Here is a 15,642-nt window from a genome sequence, read left to right on the forward strand (position 1 = left end):
CCGGATTACCAGCGATAGTGCGAGAAGGCGCGGTTGGCTTCCGCCATCCGGTGCGTGTCTTCCCGCTTCTTGACGGCATTACCGCGGTTGTTGGCGGCGTCCATCAGTTCGGCCGACAGGCGGTCGACCATGGTCTTGTCGTTGCGGCCGCGGGCCGCGGTGATGAGCCAGCGGATCGCCAGCGCCTGACGGCGCTCGGGGCGGACTTCGACCGGCACCTGGTAGGTGGCGCCGCCGACGCGCCGCGAGCGGACCTCGATGGCGGGGGCGACGTTATCGAGCGCCTGCATGAAGATCGGCAGGGGCTCGACCCGGAGGCGCTGCTCGATGTTCTCGAAGGCGCCGTAGACGATCGCCTCGGCGACCGACTTCTTGCCGTCGTACATGATCGAGTTCATGAACTTCGTGAGCGTCACGTCGCCGTACTTGGCGTCCGGGATGATCTCACGCTTCTCTGCGCTGTGGCGGCGGGACATCGTGTTCGTTCCTTACTTCGGACGCTTCGCGCCGTACTTCGACCGGCGCTGGCGGCGGTCCTTCACGCCCTGGGTGTCGAGCACGCCGCGGATGATGTGGTAGCGCACGCCCGGCAGATCCTTGACGCGGCCGCCGCGGATCATCACCACGGAATGTTCCTGGAGATTGTGGCCCTCGCCCGGGATGTAACCGATGACCTCGAAGCCGTTGGTCAGGCGGACCTTGGCGACCTTGCGGAGAGCCGAGTTCGGCTTCTTCGGGGTCGTCGTGTAGACGCGCGTGCACACGCCGCGCTTCTGCGGGCTCTGCTGGAGAGCGGGCACCGTGTTGCGCGCCTTGGCGACGACGCGCGGCTTGCGGATCAACTGACTGATCGTCGGCATGTTTGCTTCTCTAGGTCCGATCCGAGCGGCCCGGCATGGCGAAAACGCCGGCGCCGAAACGCGTGCAAAGCGAAGTGCGCTCATGATCCTGCGAGGATCTCAAGCGCACGAAACGCAGAGGACCACGACGCTCACGCACCGCGATCATGCTTCTTTCGATGACCCGGACCGCGGCTGCGATCGAGGCTTGGTCTCAGGTGAGGCCGGCAGCGTTTAGGCTCTTATGGGTCCAGGACGCGTCGTCCCGAAGCAAAGGTGCCTACGGCCTGCCGAAAGTTGCCCTTCTTTAACGGGCGACTCGGGGGGCGTCAACCGCTTTGCCCGGCTGCGCCCGGAGAAACTGCCGCGCGGACTGGCGCCAGGGCGCTCCCGACAGTTTCCGCCGACCGAAACGGCGCCCCCCTCCCCCGAAACGAAGAAGGGGCGCCGAAGCGCCCCTTCCCCCATGGTCGATGGCCTCGGCGTCACTCCGCCGGGGCGGGTGCCGGCAGGCGGGGCAGCGTTTCCTGCGACGCCTGGGCCTTCTGGGCCAGGATCATGTCGTCGCGGGACGCCGCGACGCGCTTCAGCTTCGACATCGCCGCGCCCGTGCCGGCCGGGATGAGCCGGCCCACGATGACGTTCTCCTTCAGCCCCTCCAGCGTGTCCTTCTTGCCGTTGACGGCCGCCTCGGTGAGCACGCGGGTGGTTTCCTGGAACGAGGCCGCCGAGATGAACGACCGCGTCTGCAGCGACGCCTTGGTGATGCCGAGCAGCACCGGGGTGCCGGAGGCGAGCTTCTTGCCCTCCGCCTGCGCGGCGGCATTCGCGGCTTCGAGCTCGACGTGGTCGACCTGCTCGCCGGGCAGGAAGTCCGTCTCGCCCGGATCCACGATGTCGACCTTCTGCAGCATCTGCCGGACGATGACCTCGATGTGCTTGTCGTTGATCGACACGCCCTGCAGCCGGTAAACCTCCTGGATCTCGTTGACGAGATAGGCGGCCAGCTCCTCGACGCCCTTGATCGCCAGGATGTCGTGCGGCGCCGGGTTGCCGTCGACGATGTACTCGCCCTTCTCGATGACGTCGCCGTCCTGGAGATGGATGTGCTTGCCCTTGGGGATCAGGTACTCGACGGGCTCCGCACCTTCTTCGTGCGGGACGATCTGGAGGCGCTGCTTGTTCTTGTAGTCCTTGCCGAACTGGATGATGCCCGAGATTTCCGCGATGATCGCGTGGTCCTTAGGCCGCCGGGCTTCGAACAGCTCGGCGACGCGCGGCAGACCGCCGGTGATGTCGCGGGTCTTGGCGCCTTCCATCGAGATGCGGGCCACCACGTCGCCGGCCTTGACGGTCGCGCCGGGATCGAAGGCGATGATCGACTCGACGGGCAGCAGGTAGCGGGCATCGCCGCCGCGGGCCACCTTGGCGATCTTGCCGTCGGCGCCCTTGATGACGATGGCGGGCTTCAGGCTGGCCGAGCGCTGGTTCAGGCGCCAGTCCATGACCATGCGCTTGGCGATGCCGGTCGCCTCGTCGATGCTTTCCGACATCGACGAGCCTTCCACCAGGTCCTCGAAGCCGACGACGCCGTCGATCTCGGTCATGATCGGCCGGGTGTAGGGGTCCCACTCGGCGATGCGCTGGCCGCGCTTCACCTTGTCGCCTTCGTCCACCTTGAGCCGTGCGCCGTACTGCACGCGATGGGACGCGCGTTCCGTGCCGTCGGGCCCGAGGACCACGATGGCGACGTTGCGGGCCATGACCATCAGGTCGCCTTCCGCGTTGCGGGCGATGGCCTTGTTGCGGAAGCCGATCGTGCCGTCGAAGCTCGTCTCGATGAAGGACGAGTCGGCGATCTGCGCGGCGCCGCCGATGTGGAACGTGCGCATGGTCAGCTGCGTGCCGGGCTCGCCGATCGACTGCGCCGCGATGACGCCGACCGCTTCACCCATGTTGACGGGCGTGCCGCGGGCGAGGTCGCGCCCGTAGCAGGTCGCGCAGACGCCGTTCTTCGACTCGCAGGTCAGCACCGACCGGATCTTCACCTCCTGGATGCCGGCGGCGTTGATGCGCTCGATGTGCCACTCCTGGATCATCTCCCCGGTGGCGACGATGACGTTGCCGTCCTGGTCCTTGAGGTCCTCCGCCGTGGTGCGGCCGAGGATGCGGATCGCCAAGGAGGCCACCACCTGCCCGGCGTCCAGGATCGCCCGCATCTTGATGCCGCCCTGCGAGCCGCAGTCGACCGTCGAGATGATGGCGTCCTGCGCCACGTCGACGAGGCGGCGCGTCAGATAGCCGGAGTTGGCCGTCTTCAGCGCCGTGTCGGCGAGGCCCTTGCGGGCGCCGTGGGTCGAGGAGAAGTACTCGAGAACGGTCAGGCCTTCCTTGAAGTTCGAGATGATCGGCGACTCGATGATCTCGCCCGACGGCTTCGCCATCAGGCCGCGCATGGCGGCGAGCTGCTTCATCTGCGTGGGCGACCCACGGGCACCGGAGTGGCTCATCATGTAGATGGAGTTGATCGGCTTGTCCTTGCCGCCCTCGTCCTTCTTCACGGAGGAGATGCGGATCATCATCTCCTCGGCGAGCTTGTCCGAGCACTTGGCCCAGGCATCGACGACCTTGTTGTACTTCTCGCCCTGGGTGATCAGGCCGTCGTTGTACTGCTGCTCGTATTCCTTCGCGAGCGCCGAGGTCGACTCGATGATGGCGGGCTTGGTTTCCGGCACCACCATGTCGTCCTTGCCGAAGGAGATGCCGGCGCGGAACGCTTCGCGGAAGCCGAGTGCCATGATCCGGTCGCAGAAGATCACGGTCTCCTTCTGCCCGCAGTTGCGGTAGACCGTGTCGATCATGTTCGAGATCTCCTTCTTCGTCATCAGCTTGTTGGCGACGTCGAAGGGGATCTTGGCGTGGTCGGGCAGCAGCTGGCCGAGGATCATGCGGCCCGGCGTGGTGTCGAAGATCTTGGACTTGCGCACCCCGTCCTCGTAGGTCCAGGCGCGCCCCTTGATCTTCGTGTGCAGCGTGATCGCCTTCGCCGCGATGGCGTGCTCGATCTCACCCATGTTGGAGAAGTAGCCGCCCAACGGCATCTTGGTCGTCGGGTCTTCCGAATACTGGCCGACGTCGCCGTCGACCATCAGGGTGACGTAGTAGAGGCCGAGGACGATGTCCTGCGACGGCACGATGATGGGCAGGCCGTTGGCGGGGTGCAGGATGTTGTTCGTCGACATCATGAGCACGCGGGCTTCGAGCTGCGCTTCGAGGCTCAGCGGCACGTGGACGGCCATCTGGTCGCCGTCGAAGTCCGCGTTGAAGGCGGCGCAGACCAGCGGGTGCAGCTGGATCGCCTTGCCCTCGATCAGCGTCGGCTCGAAGGCCTGGATGCCCAGGCGATGCAGCGTCGGCGCGCGGTTGAGCATCACGGGATGCTCGCGGATCACCTCGTCCAGGATGTCCCAGACCTCGGGCTTCTCCTTCTCGACGAGCTTCTTCGCCTGCTTCACCGTGGTGGACAGGCCCTTCGCGTCGAGGCGCGAATAGATGAAGGGCTTGAACAGCTCCAGCGCCATCTTCTTCGGCAGGCCGCACTGGTGCAGCTTCAGCTCCGGGCCGACGACGATGACCGAGCGGCCGGAATAGTCGACGCGCTTGCCGAGCAGGTTCTGGCGGAAGCGGCCCTGCTTGCCCTTCAGCATGTCGGCGAGCGACTTCAGCGGGCGCTTGTTGGCGCCCGTGATGACGCGCCCGCGCCGGCCGTTGTCGAACAGCGCGTCGACCGCCTCCTGAAGCATGCGCTTCTCGTTGCGGATGATGATGTCCGGGGCGCGCAGCTCGATCAGCCGCCGCAGGCGGTTGTTGCGGTTGATGACGCGGCGGTAAAGGTCGTTGAGGTCGGAGGTCGCGAAGCGGCCGCCATCCAGCGGCACCAGCGGGCGCAGGTCCGGCGGGATGACGGGGACTTCGGTCAGGATCATCCACTCGGGCTTGTTGCCCGAATGCATGAAGGCCTCGATGATCTTCAGGCGCTTGGCGAGCTTCTTCGGCTTCAGCTCGGAGGTCGACTCCTGGATCTCGACCTTGAGGTCTTCCGAGATCTTCTGGAGGTCCATGTTGCGCAGGATCTCGCGGATGGCTTCCGCGCCGATCATGGCGGTGAAGCTGTCCTGGCCGTACTCGTCCTGGGCGCGCAGGTACTCGTCCTCGGTGAGGAGCTGACGCTCCTTCATCGGTGTGAGGCCGGGCTCGATGACGATGTAGGACTCGAAGTACAGGATGCGCTCGAGGTCGCGCAGCGTCATGTCGAGCAGGAGCCCGATGCGCGACGGCAGCGACTTCAGGAACCAGATGTGGGCGACGGGGGCGGCGAGGGAGATGTGGCCCATGCGCTCGCGCCGCACGCGCGACAGCGTCACCTCGACGCCGCACTTCTCACAGATGACGCCCTTGTACTTCATGCGCTTGTACTTGCCGCACAGGCACTCGTAGTCCTTGATCGGCCCGAAGATGCGCGCGCAGAACAGGCCGTCCCGCTCCGGCTTGAAGGTACGATAGTTGATGGTTTCCGGCTTCTTGATCTCGCCGAAGGACCACGAGAGGATCTTGTCCGGGGACGCGATGCCGATCTGGATCTGGTCGAAAGCCTGGGGCTGAACCGCCGGGCTGAAAAGGTTCATGACCTCTTGATTCATGGTCTTCTCCAAGAACCCGCGAGCGGGCTCGTCATCTGGAACCGGCGGGCATCGACCGAGGCCGATGTCCACCGCGGAGGAAGCGCGCGGTTCGCGGCTCACCTCGGGAAAATTCACGTCGGGCCCGGCCCCGCGGGCGGGCGCCCCTCGGCGCCGGCGCCGGTCGGCACCCCGGGGAGTTCTGGCGAGCGGCGCGGGGCCGCTCGCCAGGGCATCACTCCGCGGCTTCGGGCAGCGCCTCGGTCTCGGGCTTCACCTTGGACGTCAGCTCGACGTTCAGGCCCAGCGAGCGCATCTCCTTCACCAGCACGTTGAACGACTCGGGGATGCCCGACTCGAACGTGTCGTCGCCGCGCACGATGGCCTCGTAGACCTTGGTGCGGCCGGCCACGTCGTCCGACTTCACGGTCAGCATCTCCTGCAGCGTGTAGGCGGCGCCGTAGGCTTCGAGCGCCCACACCTCCATCTCGCCGAAGCGCTGACCGCCGAACTGCGCCTTGCCGCCCAGCGGCTGCTGGGTGACGAGCGAATAGGGCCCGATGGACCGCGCGTGGATCTTGTCGTCCACGAGGTGGTGGAGCTTCAGCATGTAGATGTAGCCGACCGTCACCTTGCGGTCGAAGGCGTCGCCGGTGCGCCCGTCGTAGAGCGTCGACTGGCCCGAGCCGTCGAGCCCGGCCTGCTCCAGCAGCGTCACGATGTCGGGCTCGTGGGCGCCGTCGAAGACCGGGGTGGCGATGGGAACGCCGCGACGGAGGTTGTGGCCGAGCTCGACCAGCCCCTCGTCGTCGAGGCCCTTCACTTCGGCGTTGGCGCCGTAGATCGCGTCCATCTTCTCCCGCAGCGGGGCGATGTCGCCGTGACCTTCCAGCGCGGCCTGGCGCTGGTAGGCGTTGACGAGCTCGCCCACCTGGCGGCCGAGGCCCGCGCAGGCCCAGCCGAGATGCGTTTCCAGGATCTGGCCGACGTTCATGCGCGACGGCACGCCCAGCGGGTTCAGCACGATCTCGACCGGCGTGCCGTCGGCGAGGAAGGGCATGTCCTCCTGCGGCACGATCTTGGACACCACGCCCTTGTTGCCGTGGCGGCCCGCCATCTTGTCGCCGGGCTGGATCTTGCGCTTCACCGCGACATAGACCTTCACCATCTTCATCACGCCGGGCGGCAGCTCGTCGCCGCGCTGCAGCTTCTCGACCTTGTCGAGGAAGCGGCTTTCCAGCCCCTTCTTCGACTCGTCGTACTGCTTGCGCATGGCCTCGAGCTCGCTCATCACCGCGTCGTCGGCGACGGCGAAGTTCCACCACTGGGACCGCGGGTAGCCCTCGATCACCTCGCGGTCGAGCACGGTCTCCTTCTTGAAGCCGCGCGGGCCGCCGATGCCGGTGTGGCCGTCGAGCACGGTCACCACGCGGGCGTAGACGTTGCGGTCGAGGATCGCGAGCTCGTCGTCGCGGTCCTTGGCCAGCCGCTCGATCTCTTCGCGCTCGATGGCCTGGGCGCGCTCGTCCTTGTCGACGCCGTGGCGGTTGAACACCCGCACCTCGACGATCGTACCCGTGACGCCCGGGGGGACGCGGAGCGACGTGTCGCGGACGTCGGACGCCTTCTCGCCGAAGATGGCGCGGAGCAGCTTCTCCTCCGGCGTCATCGGGCTCTCGCCCTTCGGCGTGATCTTGCCGCACAGGATGTCGCCGGCCTGAACCTCGGCGCCGATGTAGACGATGCCGGCCTCGTCGAGGTTCTTCAGCGCCTCTTCCGACACGTTGGGGATGTCGCGCGTGATCTCCTCCGGCCCGAGCTTGGTGTCGCGAGCCATCACCTCGAACTCCTCGAGGTGGATGGAGGTGAACACGTCCTCCTTGACGATCTTCTCGCTGAGAAGGATCGAGTCCTCGAAGTTGTAGCCGTTCCAGGGCATGAAGGCGACGAGCACGTTGCGGCCGAGCGCCAGGTCGCCGAGGTCCGTCGACGGGCCGTCCGCGATGATGTCGCCCTTCTTCACCCGGTCGCCGACGCGCACGAGCGGCTTCTGGTTGATGCAGGTCGACTGGTTCGAGCGCTGGAACTTCATCAGCCGGTAGATGTCGACGCCGGGCTTGCCGCCGTCCACCTCCTCGGTGGCGCGGATGACGACGCGGGTGGCGTCGATCTGGTCGACGATGCCGGTGCGGCGCGCCGCGATGGCGGCGCCGGAGTCGCGGGCGACCACGGCTTCCATGCCGGTGCCGACCAGCGGCGCGTCGGCCTTCACGAGCGGCACGGCCTGGCGCTGCATGTTCGAGCCCATGAGGGCGCGGTTGGCGTCGTCGTTCTCCAGGAACGGGATCAGCGCCGCCGCCACGGACACGAGCTGCTTCGGCGACACGTCCATGAAGTCGACGCGGTCGACCGGGACCAGCATCACGTCGCCGGCGTGGCGGCACAGCACGAGGTCCTCGGTGAGGGTGTTCTCCTTGCTCAGCGCGGCGTCGGCCTGGGCGACGTAGTGCTTGGTCTCCTCCATCGCCGACAGGTAGACGACGTCGTCCGACACCGCCCCGCCGCGGACGCGACGGTACGGGGCCTCGATGAAGCCGTACTTGTTGACGCGCGCGAAGGTCGCCAGCGAGTTGATCAGGCCGATGTTCGGGCCTTCGGGCGTCTCGATCGGGCAGATGCGGCCGTAATGCGTCGGGTGCACGTCGCGCACCTCGAAGCCGGCGCGCTCGCGCGTCAGGCCGCCCGGGCCGAGCGCCGACAGGCGGCGCTTGTGGGTGATCTCCGACAACGGGTTGGTCTGGTCCATGAACTGCGACAGCTGCGACGAGCCGAAGAACTCGCGCACCGCGGCCGCGGCGGGCTTCGCGTTGATGAGGTCCTGCGGCATCACGGTGTCGATGTCGACGGAGGACATGCGCTCCTTGATGGCGCGCTCCATGCGGAGCAGGCCGAGCCGGTACTGGTTCTCCATCAGCTCGCCGACGGACCGGACGCGGCGGTTGCCGAGATGGTCGATGTCGTCGATCTCGCCGCGGCCGTCGCGCAGGTCGACGAGCGCGCGGGCGACCGCGAGGATGTCGGCCTTGCGGAGCACCCGCACGGTGTCCTCGGCGTCGAGGTCCATGCGCATGTTCATCTTCACGCGCCCCACGGCCGACAGGTCGTAGCGCTCGGGATCGAAGAACAGCGAGTGGAACATCGCCTGCGCGGTGTCGAGCGTCGGCGGCTCGCCGGGGCGCATCACGCGGTAGATGTCGAAGAGCGCGTCTTCGCGCGACGAGTTCTTGTCGACCGCCAGGGTGGTGCGGATGTAGGGGCCGATGTTGATGTGGTCGATGTCGAGGATCGGCAGCGTGTCGAAGCCGTGGTCGAGCAGGCCCGGCAGCGTCTTCGCCGTGATCTCGTCGCCGGCTTCGGCGTAGATCTCGCCCGTCTCGGCGTTGTACAGGTCCTCGGCGAGGTACTGGCCGTAGAGGTCCTCGTCGGTGGCGCGCAGGGCCTTGACGCCCTTCTCGGCGAGCAGGCGAGCCGAGCGGGCGGTGATCTTCTTGCCCAGCTCGACGACGACCTCGCCGGAATCCGCGTCGATCATGTCGACGGTGGCCTTCATCCCCTTCAGCCGCTCGGCGTTGAAGGGCACGCGCCAGCCGTCCGCCGCGTGCTCGTAGCGCACGGTGTTGTAGAAGGTCGACAGGATCTCCTCGCCGTCCATGCCGAGCGCGTAGAACAGCGACGTCACCGGGATCTTACGGCGGCGGTCGATGCGGGCGTAGACGATGTCCTTGGCGTCGAACTCGATGTCGAGCCACGAGCCGCGATAGGGGATGATGCGGGCCGCGAAGAGCAGCTTGCCCGACGAATGGCTCTTGCCCTTGTCGTGGTCGAAGAACACGCCCGGGGAGCGATGCATCTGCGAAACGATGACGCGCTCGGTGCCGTTGATGATGAAGGTGCCGTTCGACGTCATGAAGGGCATGTCGCCCATGTAGACGTCCTGCTCCTTGATGTCCTTGACCGACTTGGCGCCGGTGTCCGGGTCCACGTCGAACACGATGAGGCGCAGCGTCACCTTGAGGGGCGCCGCGAAGGTCATGCCGCGGGCGCGGCACTCGTCGACGTCGAACTTGGGCTGCTCGAACTCGTATTTGACGAATTCGAGCAGGGCCGTGCCGGCGAAGTCCGACACCGGGAAGACGGACTTGAAGACGGATTGCAGCCCCTCGTCGGGGCGGCCGCCCTGGGCCTCATCGACCAGCAGGAATTGATCGTAGGAGGCCTTCTGGACCTCGATCAGGTTGGGCATCTCGGCGACTTCGCGGATGTGGCCGAAAAATTTGCGGACCCGCTTCCGGCTGGTGAACGTCTGCGCCATGTCGCTCCTCGTACCTTTCGTGCGGCGGAACCTCGAACCGGGCCCGACGCCCGGTCTCCGCCTCGAAGGTGCCGTCACGCGACGACCCTCCGGCCAATGTCCGAGCCCGGCATCCCGGCGGTCGACCCCTGGACGAGAGGGGGACCGACGTGCCGTCCGTCGCCGCCGGGCGGGCTCGCGCCGCGACGGGGGCCTGTCTCGCTTCGAAGCCGCTTCCCGGGCAGGCCGAACGGGAAACGACTGAAAGGTCCCGGAGAAAGTCCCCGGGACCGATCATCATCGTCAGCGGAGGGGCGCGATCTCGATCGCGCGGTCTCCCACCTGCTTACTTGAGCTCGACCTTGGCGCCGACCTTCTCGAGCTGCGCCTTGAGCTTGGCGGCGTCGTCCTTGGAAACAGCTTCCTTGACGGGCTTCGGGGCGCCCTCGACGAGGTCCTTGGCTTCCTTGAGGCCCAGGCCCGTGATGGCACGGACTTCCTTGATGACTTCGATCTTCTTGTCGCCGACGGCGGACAGGATCACGGTGAACTCGGTCTGCTCCTCGACCGGGGCAGCGGCGGCGCCGGCCGGGCCGGCGGCGACGGCGACCGTCGCGGCGGCGGCGGAAACGCCCCACTTCTCTTCGAGCATCTTGGCGAGCTCGGCGGCTTCGAGGACGGTGAGGGCCGACAGGTCGTCGACGATCTGGGAAAGGTTGGCCATTGTCAGTTCTCTAGGTTTGGTTCGTGAAGGGTGAAATCAAGGGTGCCGGTCGGGCCGCGACGTTCAGGCCGCTTCCTTGTCGGCGCCATCCTTGTCGGCATAGGCCTGGAACACGCGCGCCAGCTTGGCCTGGGGGGCCGTGGTCAGCTGGGCGAGCTTCGTGGCCGGCGCCTGGATGAGGCCGATCAGCTTGCCGCGCAGCTCGTCGAGCGACGGCATGGTGGCGAGCGAGCGGACGCCGTTGGGGTCGAGGGCGGTCTTGCCCATGGCCCCGCCGAGGATGACGAACTTCTCGAAATCCTTGGCGAAGGCCGCCGCCACCTTCGGCGCCGCGACCGGATCGTCCGAATAGGCCAGGATGGTCGGCCCCGTCAGCAGCGAGCCGATGGAAGCGACGTCCGTGCCCTCGAGGGCGATCTTGGTCAGGCGGTTCTTGGTGACCTGCACCGTTGCTCCGGCCTCTCTCATCTGCTTGCGCAAGCGTTGAAGCTGCGCGACAGTGAGGCCGGAATAGTGAGCCACGACGACGACGGCGGTCTTCTGGAAGACGCCGTTGAGTTCGTCGATGAGCTCCTTCTTTTCCGTTCTGTCCAAAGTTGAAACTCCGAAATAGCGAAGTCTAGCCCCGCGACTGCACAAGTGGTCCGCCGTGCCGGTTGCCGGAGCGCCCGACGCCGACGGTCTGTGCCTGCCCCCGGCGACCTCGTCGGCCTCCGGACAGATGGATCGAACCAAATCTGAAGGCCCGCTCGCGCGGGCCCGGAATTCAAATCGGCTTCACCGTCTATGCGGGCTCCCCGGCCATCGGCGGCGCTGGCGCCTCCGATGCTGGGATTCAAGCCACCCGCCCGGGGGCGGGTGCGGCACCTGCAGTCTTGGACAGGACACGGCCGGACAGGATGCAGGATCGCTCCAGCACCGCCCGGCCTTATCAGGACACACCGCCCGACCTCCCGGAGGGAGCCGCGCGGTGCCATCTTCGAGGTCCGATCATGGACCCTTCAGCCCTCATAAAGACTTCACATCTTCATGCCAAGCGGATTCGTCGTCCCTCGTCGAGGGACGGGCGCATCACGCGGTGCCGAGCGTCGCCGGATCCACCTTCACGCCCGGGCCCATGGTCGACGACAGGGCCACGCGCTGCAGGTAGGTGCCCTTGGCGCCGGCCGGCTTGGCGCGGGTGACGGCGTCGACGAAGGCCTTGATGTTCTCGACGAGCTTCTCGTCGTCGAACGAGGCCTTGCCGACCGAACCCTGGACGATGCCGGCCTTCTCGACGCGGAACTCCACCGCGCCGCCCTTCGACGCCTTGACGGCGCCGGCGACATCCATGGTGACGGTGCCGACGCGCGGGTTGGGCATCAGGCCGCGCGGGCCCAGCACCTTTCCGAGGCGACCCACGAGGCCCATCATGTCGGGCGTGGCGATGCAGCGGTCGAAGTCGATCGTGCCGCCCTGGACGGCCGCGACCAGATCCTCGGCGCCGATCACGTCGGCGCCCGCGTTGCGGGCCTCGTCGGCCTTGGGGCCGCGGGCGAACACCGCCACCCGCACGGTGCGACCCGTGCCGTTCGGCAGGTTGACCACGCCGCGGACCATCTGGTCGGCGTGCTTGGGGTCGACGCCGAGGTTCATGGCGATCTCGACGGTCTCGTCGAACTTCACCTTGGCGCGGCTCTTCACGAGGCCGACGGCTTCGCCGACGCCGTAAAGCTTGATGCGGTCGATGCCCTCGCGGGCGGCGGCGATGCGCTTACCGGACTTGGCCATCGTGTTACCCCACCACCTCGAGGCCCATGGAACGGGCGGAACCTTCGACCATCGACATCGCGGCCTCGACGGACGCGCAGTTGAGGTCGACGATCTTCTTCTCCGCGATCTCGCGCACCTGGTCGCGCGTGACGCGGCCGACGGTGCCGCGGCCCGGGGTCTTGGACCCGGCCTTGATGCCCGCCGCCTTCTTGAGGAAGAACGACACCGGCGACAGCTTCAGCTCGAAGGTGAAGGAGCGGTCCTGGAACGCCGTGATGACGACCGGGATCGGGGAACCCTTCTCCATCTGCGCCGTGCGGGCGTTGAAGGCCTTGCAGAATTCCATGATGTTCAGGCCGCGCTGACCCAGCGCGGGACCGATCGGGGGGGACGGGTTGGCGCTTCCGGCCGGGACCTGAAGCTTGATGTAACCCGTGATCTTCTTCGCCATCGAATACTCCTCGTGGCGCCCCGCGCGTCGCGGCGGGGCATGACAGGATCGTGGTCCGTCGGTGAATCCGGCCTGGCGAACCGGACGCGACTCCCACGGCGAAAGGCGTCCACCGGGGCCGAGCGCCGCCTCGGCCGCCCTTTCGGAACCGGCCGGCGATGCGGAGCGCGACCCCATGGGGCCCCGTGCCGGCCGTCGAAGGCCGGCGGCCGCGTCTCTTTCGAGGCGCGGATGCGGTCAGGTCAGAGCTTTTCGACCTGGCCGAATTCGAGATCGACCGGCGTGGCGCGGCCGAAGATGGACACCGCGACCTTGACGCGGGACCGGCCCTCGTCGACCTCCTCGACGGTGCCGTTGAACGACGCGAAGGGGCCGTCCGACACCCGGACCTGCTCGCCGATCTCGAAGGTGACGGAGGACTTCGGCCGCTCGACCCCTTCGGCGACCTGGCCCTTGATGCGGTCCGCCTCGGAATCCGAGATCGGGTGGGGCTTGTTGTCCGCCCCGAGGAAGCCCGTCACCTTCGGGGTGTTCTTGATCAGGTGATAGATCTCGTCCGTGAGGTCGGTGCGCACCAGCACGTATCCGGGGAAGAACTTGCGCTCCGACTCCATCTTCCGGCCGCGCTTCACCTCGGTGAACTTCTCGGTGGGGACGAGGATGTCCTCGAACCGGTCCGTCAGGCCCCGTTGGGCCGCCTGCTCACGGATGGAGTCGGCCACCTTCTTCTCGAAGTTCGAATAAGCGTGAACGATGTACCAACGCATGCTCATGGACGGGGACTCGGGGTGGGGAGGGGCCGTTCGGCGCGGCGAAACGTGTGGGACGGGCGGGGAAGCGCCGCCAGCCGGGCGGAGATCGCCCTAGAGCGCGCCGTAGCCGAGGATCAGCGACACGCCGAAATGGATGATCTCGTCGACGGCGACGAAGAACACGGCGGCCAGTACGACCATGATCAGCACCATCACGGTGGTGATGCCCGTCTCGCGACGCGTGGGCCAGGTCACCTTGCCGGCTTCGGTGCGGACGTCCTGGATGAACTCGAACGGGTTGGCCATGTCGTTTCCGCGCGGCATTCGCGAGGGCGTGGACTCCCGCTGCGCCTGAATGAAGAGCGGCGCGCGACCGTTCGGCCGCGCGCCCCTGAACGGTCCTATAGCGGCAGGACGTGAGGGAACCAAGTGAAAAGATTGTCGGGACGGAAGCTCGGGGCTTGGCGCCAGTCGGACTGGCAGGAGAGGTGGGACTCGAACCCACAACCCCCGGTTTTGGAGACCGGTACTCTAGCCGATTGAGCTACACTCCTGCGGAGCGGCATCCATCACGACCGAAGCCTGCGACGCCGCGCCCGAACTTCATGCCCGATTTCGGCCCCGCTGGCAAGCGGCGCGTCGTCCGCCGGTGTGCTCGGGATCGGTTGACGGATGGTCGGGCGGTGGACATCTTTCCGGGATCACGAGGGCGAGGGGCCGCAACGCGCCCGCGGCTCCGGATCGGGCCCGGCCGGCACCCGCAGACGGAGACGAGGATGAAAGCCCTGACCGCGAAATTCGGCATCGGGCAGGTGGTGAGGCACCGCAAATACCCGTTCCGCGGCCTGATCTACGACGTCGATCCCGTGTTCGCCAACACGGAGGAATGGTGGCTGTCGATCCCGGAAGACGTGCGCCCCATCAAGGAACAGCCGTTCTACCACCTGTTCGCCGAGAACGGCGAAACCGAGTACATCGCCTACGTGTCGGAGCAGAACCTGCTGCCGGACGAATCGGGCGAACCGCTGCGCCACCCGCAGATCGGCGACAGCTTCGAGCGCACGGCGGGAGGCGCTTACCGCGCCAAGACGGCCGCGCGGAACTGAACCGGGCGCACCCGGCGCCGGCCGGGCCGACAGCTCGAAAAAAAGGGCGCGCACCGCGGTGCGCGCCCTCCCCTCTTCCCTCCGTGCGGAGGCTGCCCGTCAGGGCTTGGCGGGAGCGGTCGGGGCCGGGGTGGCGCCGGCCGGCGGGGTCGCGGCGGGCGCACCGGCCGCCGGGGCCTGCTCGAGCTGCTGGCGCTGCGCTTGGGCGCGCGCCTGGAGCTGCTTCTGCAGCTCGGCCTGCTGGTCCTCCTGGCGCTTCTGGAGCACCTCGGTCGGGATCGGGGCGCCGTCGAAGCCCTTGCCGAAGTTGGCGAGGGGCAGCGAGAAGGTGATCTCGTTGTTGGCCGGCCCCTTGGCGACGACGTTGAGGGCGGTGCCCTTCTTCATCTGGTCGACGACCTTGCCGTTGACCTGGGCCTCGGCGAAGCAGCCGTTCGGCATGCAGAACTCGTAGGCCCCGCTCGACGCCGCGCCCTTGTCGACGGAGAAGCGCACGCCGGGCCGCAGCATCAGGCCGATCGGCAGGAGCACGCGGACGATGCGGTTGTCCTCGCCCTTGACGTCGTAGATCGCCAGGGCGACCTGCGGCGGCTGCTTCGGGTCGGTGGTGAAGTCGCGGGTGGTGAAGCAGGTCTCCTTCTGGCCCGGGGCGGGCTTGCCGCACACCTTGGTCCAGTCGCTGCCCTCCAGCGTCTTCATGTCGAGCTTGACGGGCGCGCTGGGGTTCGGCGCCTGGCCCGGCTGGCCGCCGGCCGGAGCGCCGGCGGTCTGGGCCTGCGCCTGGGAGGCGAGCAGGGCGCCCGCCAGGAGGGCCGCGGCCCCGAGCTTCATCGTCTGCATCGACATGGGACTTCCTCGTGGTCTGGATGGCGGGCGTCGGGGCGACGCGTGTCGAGATTCATGTCCGGGCGCCCGCCGGCGGAACCGGGCGACGTCGGCGTCCCGGTCCGTCGGGACGGGGCATCGCCGCCCGGGCGGGCGTGGCGCG

At 67.5% G+C, this 15,642-nt stretch carries 12 protein-coding genes and 1 tRNA gene; 1 reads left to right on the forward strand and 12 read right to left on the reverse strand.

Features of this window, described 5'->3' with window-relative positions; translation table 11 throughout:
• Nucleotides 1-5: 5 nt before the first annotated feature.
• From rpsG to D3273_RS00940, 11 genes are all read right to left on the reverse strand, one after another.
• Nucleotides 6-476, reverse strand: a complete 471-nt coding sequence (gene rpsG, locus D3273_RS00890; protein WP_129222701.1) for a 30S ribosomal protein S7 — start codon at nt 474-476, stop codon at nt 6-8.
• 12 nt (nt 477-488) lie between these two features.
• Nucleotides 489-860, reverse strand: coding sequence for a 30S ribosomal protein S12 (rpsL, locus tag D3273_RS00895; protein ID WP_129222702.1), 372 nt, complete (start codon nt 858-860; stop codon nt 489-491).
• Nucleotides 861-1,324: 464 nt separating this feature from the next.
• On the reverse strand, nt 1,325-5,539 hold the full coding sequence (gene rpoC / locus D3273_RS00900) for a DNA-directed RNA polymerase subunit beta' (RefSeq protein WP_129222703.1): 4,215 nt from the start codon (nt 5,537-5,539) through the stop codon (nt 1,325-1,327).
• A gap of 214 nt (nt 5,540-5,753) precedes the next feature.
• Entirely contained in the window at nt 5,754-9,890 is a 4,137-nt protein-coding gene (rpoB, locus tag D3273_RS00905) for a DNA-directed RNA polymerase subunit beta (protein WP_129222704.1), read from the reverse strand.
• Between the two features lie 325 nt (nt 9,891-10,215).
• Nucleotides 10,216-10,593: a 50S ribosomal protein L7/L12 gene (gene rplL / locus D3273_RS00910; protein ID WP_129222705.1), complete on the reverse strand. Its 378-nt coding sequence runs from the start codon at nt 10,591-10,593 to the stop codon at nt 10,216-10,218.
• 63 nt (nt 10,594-10,656) lie between these two features.
• The gene (gene rplJ, locus D3273_RS00915; RefSeq protein ID WP_129222706.1) at nt 10,657-11,187 is read right to left on the reverse strand and encodes a 50S ribosomal protein L10; all 531 of its coding nucleotides are present in this window, start codon (nt 11,185-11,187) and stop codon (nt 10,657-10,659) included.
• Nucleotides 11,188-11,664: 477 nt separating this feature from the next.
• Nucleotides 11,665-12,363, reverse strand: coding sequence for a 50S ribosomal protein L1 (gene rplA / locus D3273_RS00920; RefSeq protein ID WP_129222707.1), 699 nt, complete (start codon nt 12,361-12,363; stop codon nt 11,665-11,667).
• Nucleotides 12,364-12,367: 4 nt separating this feature from the next.
• Nucleotides 12,368-12,796, reverse strand: a complete 429-nt coding sequence (rplK, locus tag D3273_RS00925) for a 50S ribosomal protein L11 (RefSeq protein WP_129222708.1) — start codon at nt 12,794-12,796, stop codon at nt 12,368-12,370.
• 242 nt (nt 12,797-13,038) lie between these two features.
• The gene (gene nusG, locus D3273_RS00930; RefSeq protein WP_129222709.1) at nt 13,039-13,569 is read right to left on the reverse strand and encodes a transcription termination/antitermination protein NusG; all 531 of its coding nucleotides are present in this window, start codon (nt 13,567-13,569) and stop codon (nt 13,039-13,041) included.
• Between the two features lie 90 nt (nt 13,570-13,659).
• Complete coding sequence (gene secE / locus D3273_RS00935) at nt 13,660-13,854, reverse strand: preprotein translocase subunit SecE (RefSeq protein WP_129222710.1); 195 nt, start codon at nt 13,852-13,854, stop codon at nt 13,660-13,662.
• Nucleotides 13,855-14,025: 171 nt separating this feature from the next.
• Nucleotides 14,026-14,102: transfer RNA gene (locus D3273_RS00940), tRNA-Trp, on the reverse strand.
• Nucleotides 14,103-14,324: 222 nt separating this feature from the next.
• On the opposite strand from D3273_RS00940, the gene hspQ reads away from it, so the two are divergent.
• Nucleotides 14,325-14,654: a heat shock protein HspQ gene (hspQ, locus tag D3273_RS00945; RefSeq protein WP_129222711.1), complete on the forward strand. Its 330-nt coding sequence runs from the start codon at nt 14,325-14,327 to the stop codon at nt 14,652-14,654.
• 99 nt (nt 14,655-14,753) lie between these two features.
• On the opposite strand, the gene D3273_RS00950 is transcribed toward hspQ, so the two are convergent.
• Nucleotides 14,754-15,500 (reverse strand): invasion associated locus B family protein, encoded by a 747-nt coding sequence (locus tag D3273_RS00950; RefSeq protein ID WP_129222712.1) that lies wholly within the window; start codon nt 15,498-15,500, stop codon nt 14,754-14,756.
• Nucleotides 15,501-15,642 lie beyond the last annotated feature (142 nt).

It is taken from the genome of Lichenibacterium minor (assembly GCF_004137685.1).
Taxonomy (GTDB): domain Bacteria; phylum Pseudomonadota; class Alphaproteobacteria; order Rhizobiales; family Beijerinckiaceae; genus Lichenihabitans; species Lichenihabitans minor.

What these genes read in the sequence shown, in the direction of transcription:
- rpsG (WP_129222701.1), bottom strand. Translation starts at nt 476, where the DNA reads ATGTCCCGCCGCCACAGCGCAGAGAAGCGTGAGATCATCCCGGACGCC.
- rpsL (WP_129222702.1), bottom strand. Translation starts at nt 860, where the DNA reads ATGCCGACGATCAGTCAGTTGATCCGCAAGCCGCGCGTCGTCGCCAAG.
- rpoC (WP_129222703.1), bottom strand. Translation starts at nt 5,539, where the DNA reads ATGAATCAAGAGGTCATGAACCTTTTCAGCCCGGCGGTTCAGCCCCAG.
- rpoB (WP_129222704.1), bottom strand. Translation starts at nt 9,890, where the DNA reads ATGGCGCAGACGTTCACCAGCCGGAAGCGGGTCCGCAAATTTTTCGGC.
- rplL (WP_129222705.1), bottom strand. Translation starts at nt 10,593, where the DNA reads ATGGCCAACCTTTCCCAGATCGTCGACGACCTGTCGGCCCTCACCGTC.
- rplA (WP_129222707.1), bottom strand. Translation starts at nt 12,363, where the DNA reads ATGGCCAAGTCCGGTAAGCGCATCGCCGCCGCCCGCGAGGGCATCGAC.
- rplK (WP_129222708.1), bottom strand. Translation starts at nt 12,796, where the DNA reads ATGGCGAAGAAGATCACGGGTTACATCAAGCTTCAGGTCCCGGCCGGA.
- nusG (WP_129222709.1), bottom strand. Translation starts at nt 13,569, where the DNA reads ATGAGCATGCGTTGGTACATCGTTCACGCTTATTCGAACTTCGAGAAG.
- secE (WP_129222710.1), bottom strand. Translation starts at nt 13,854, where the DNA reads ATGGCCAACCCGTTCGAGTTCATCCAGGACGTCCGCACCGAAGCCGGC.
- hspQ (WP_129222711.1), top strand. Translation starts at nt 14,325, where the DNA reads ATGAAAGCCCTGACCGCGAAATTCGGCATCGGGCAGGTGGTGAGGCAC.
- D3273_RS00950 (WP_129222712.1), bottom strand. Translation starts at nt 15,500, where the DNA reads ATGTCGATGCAGACGATGAAGCTCGGGGCCGCGGCCCTCCTGGCGGGC.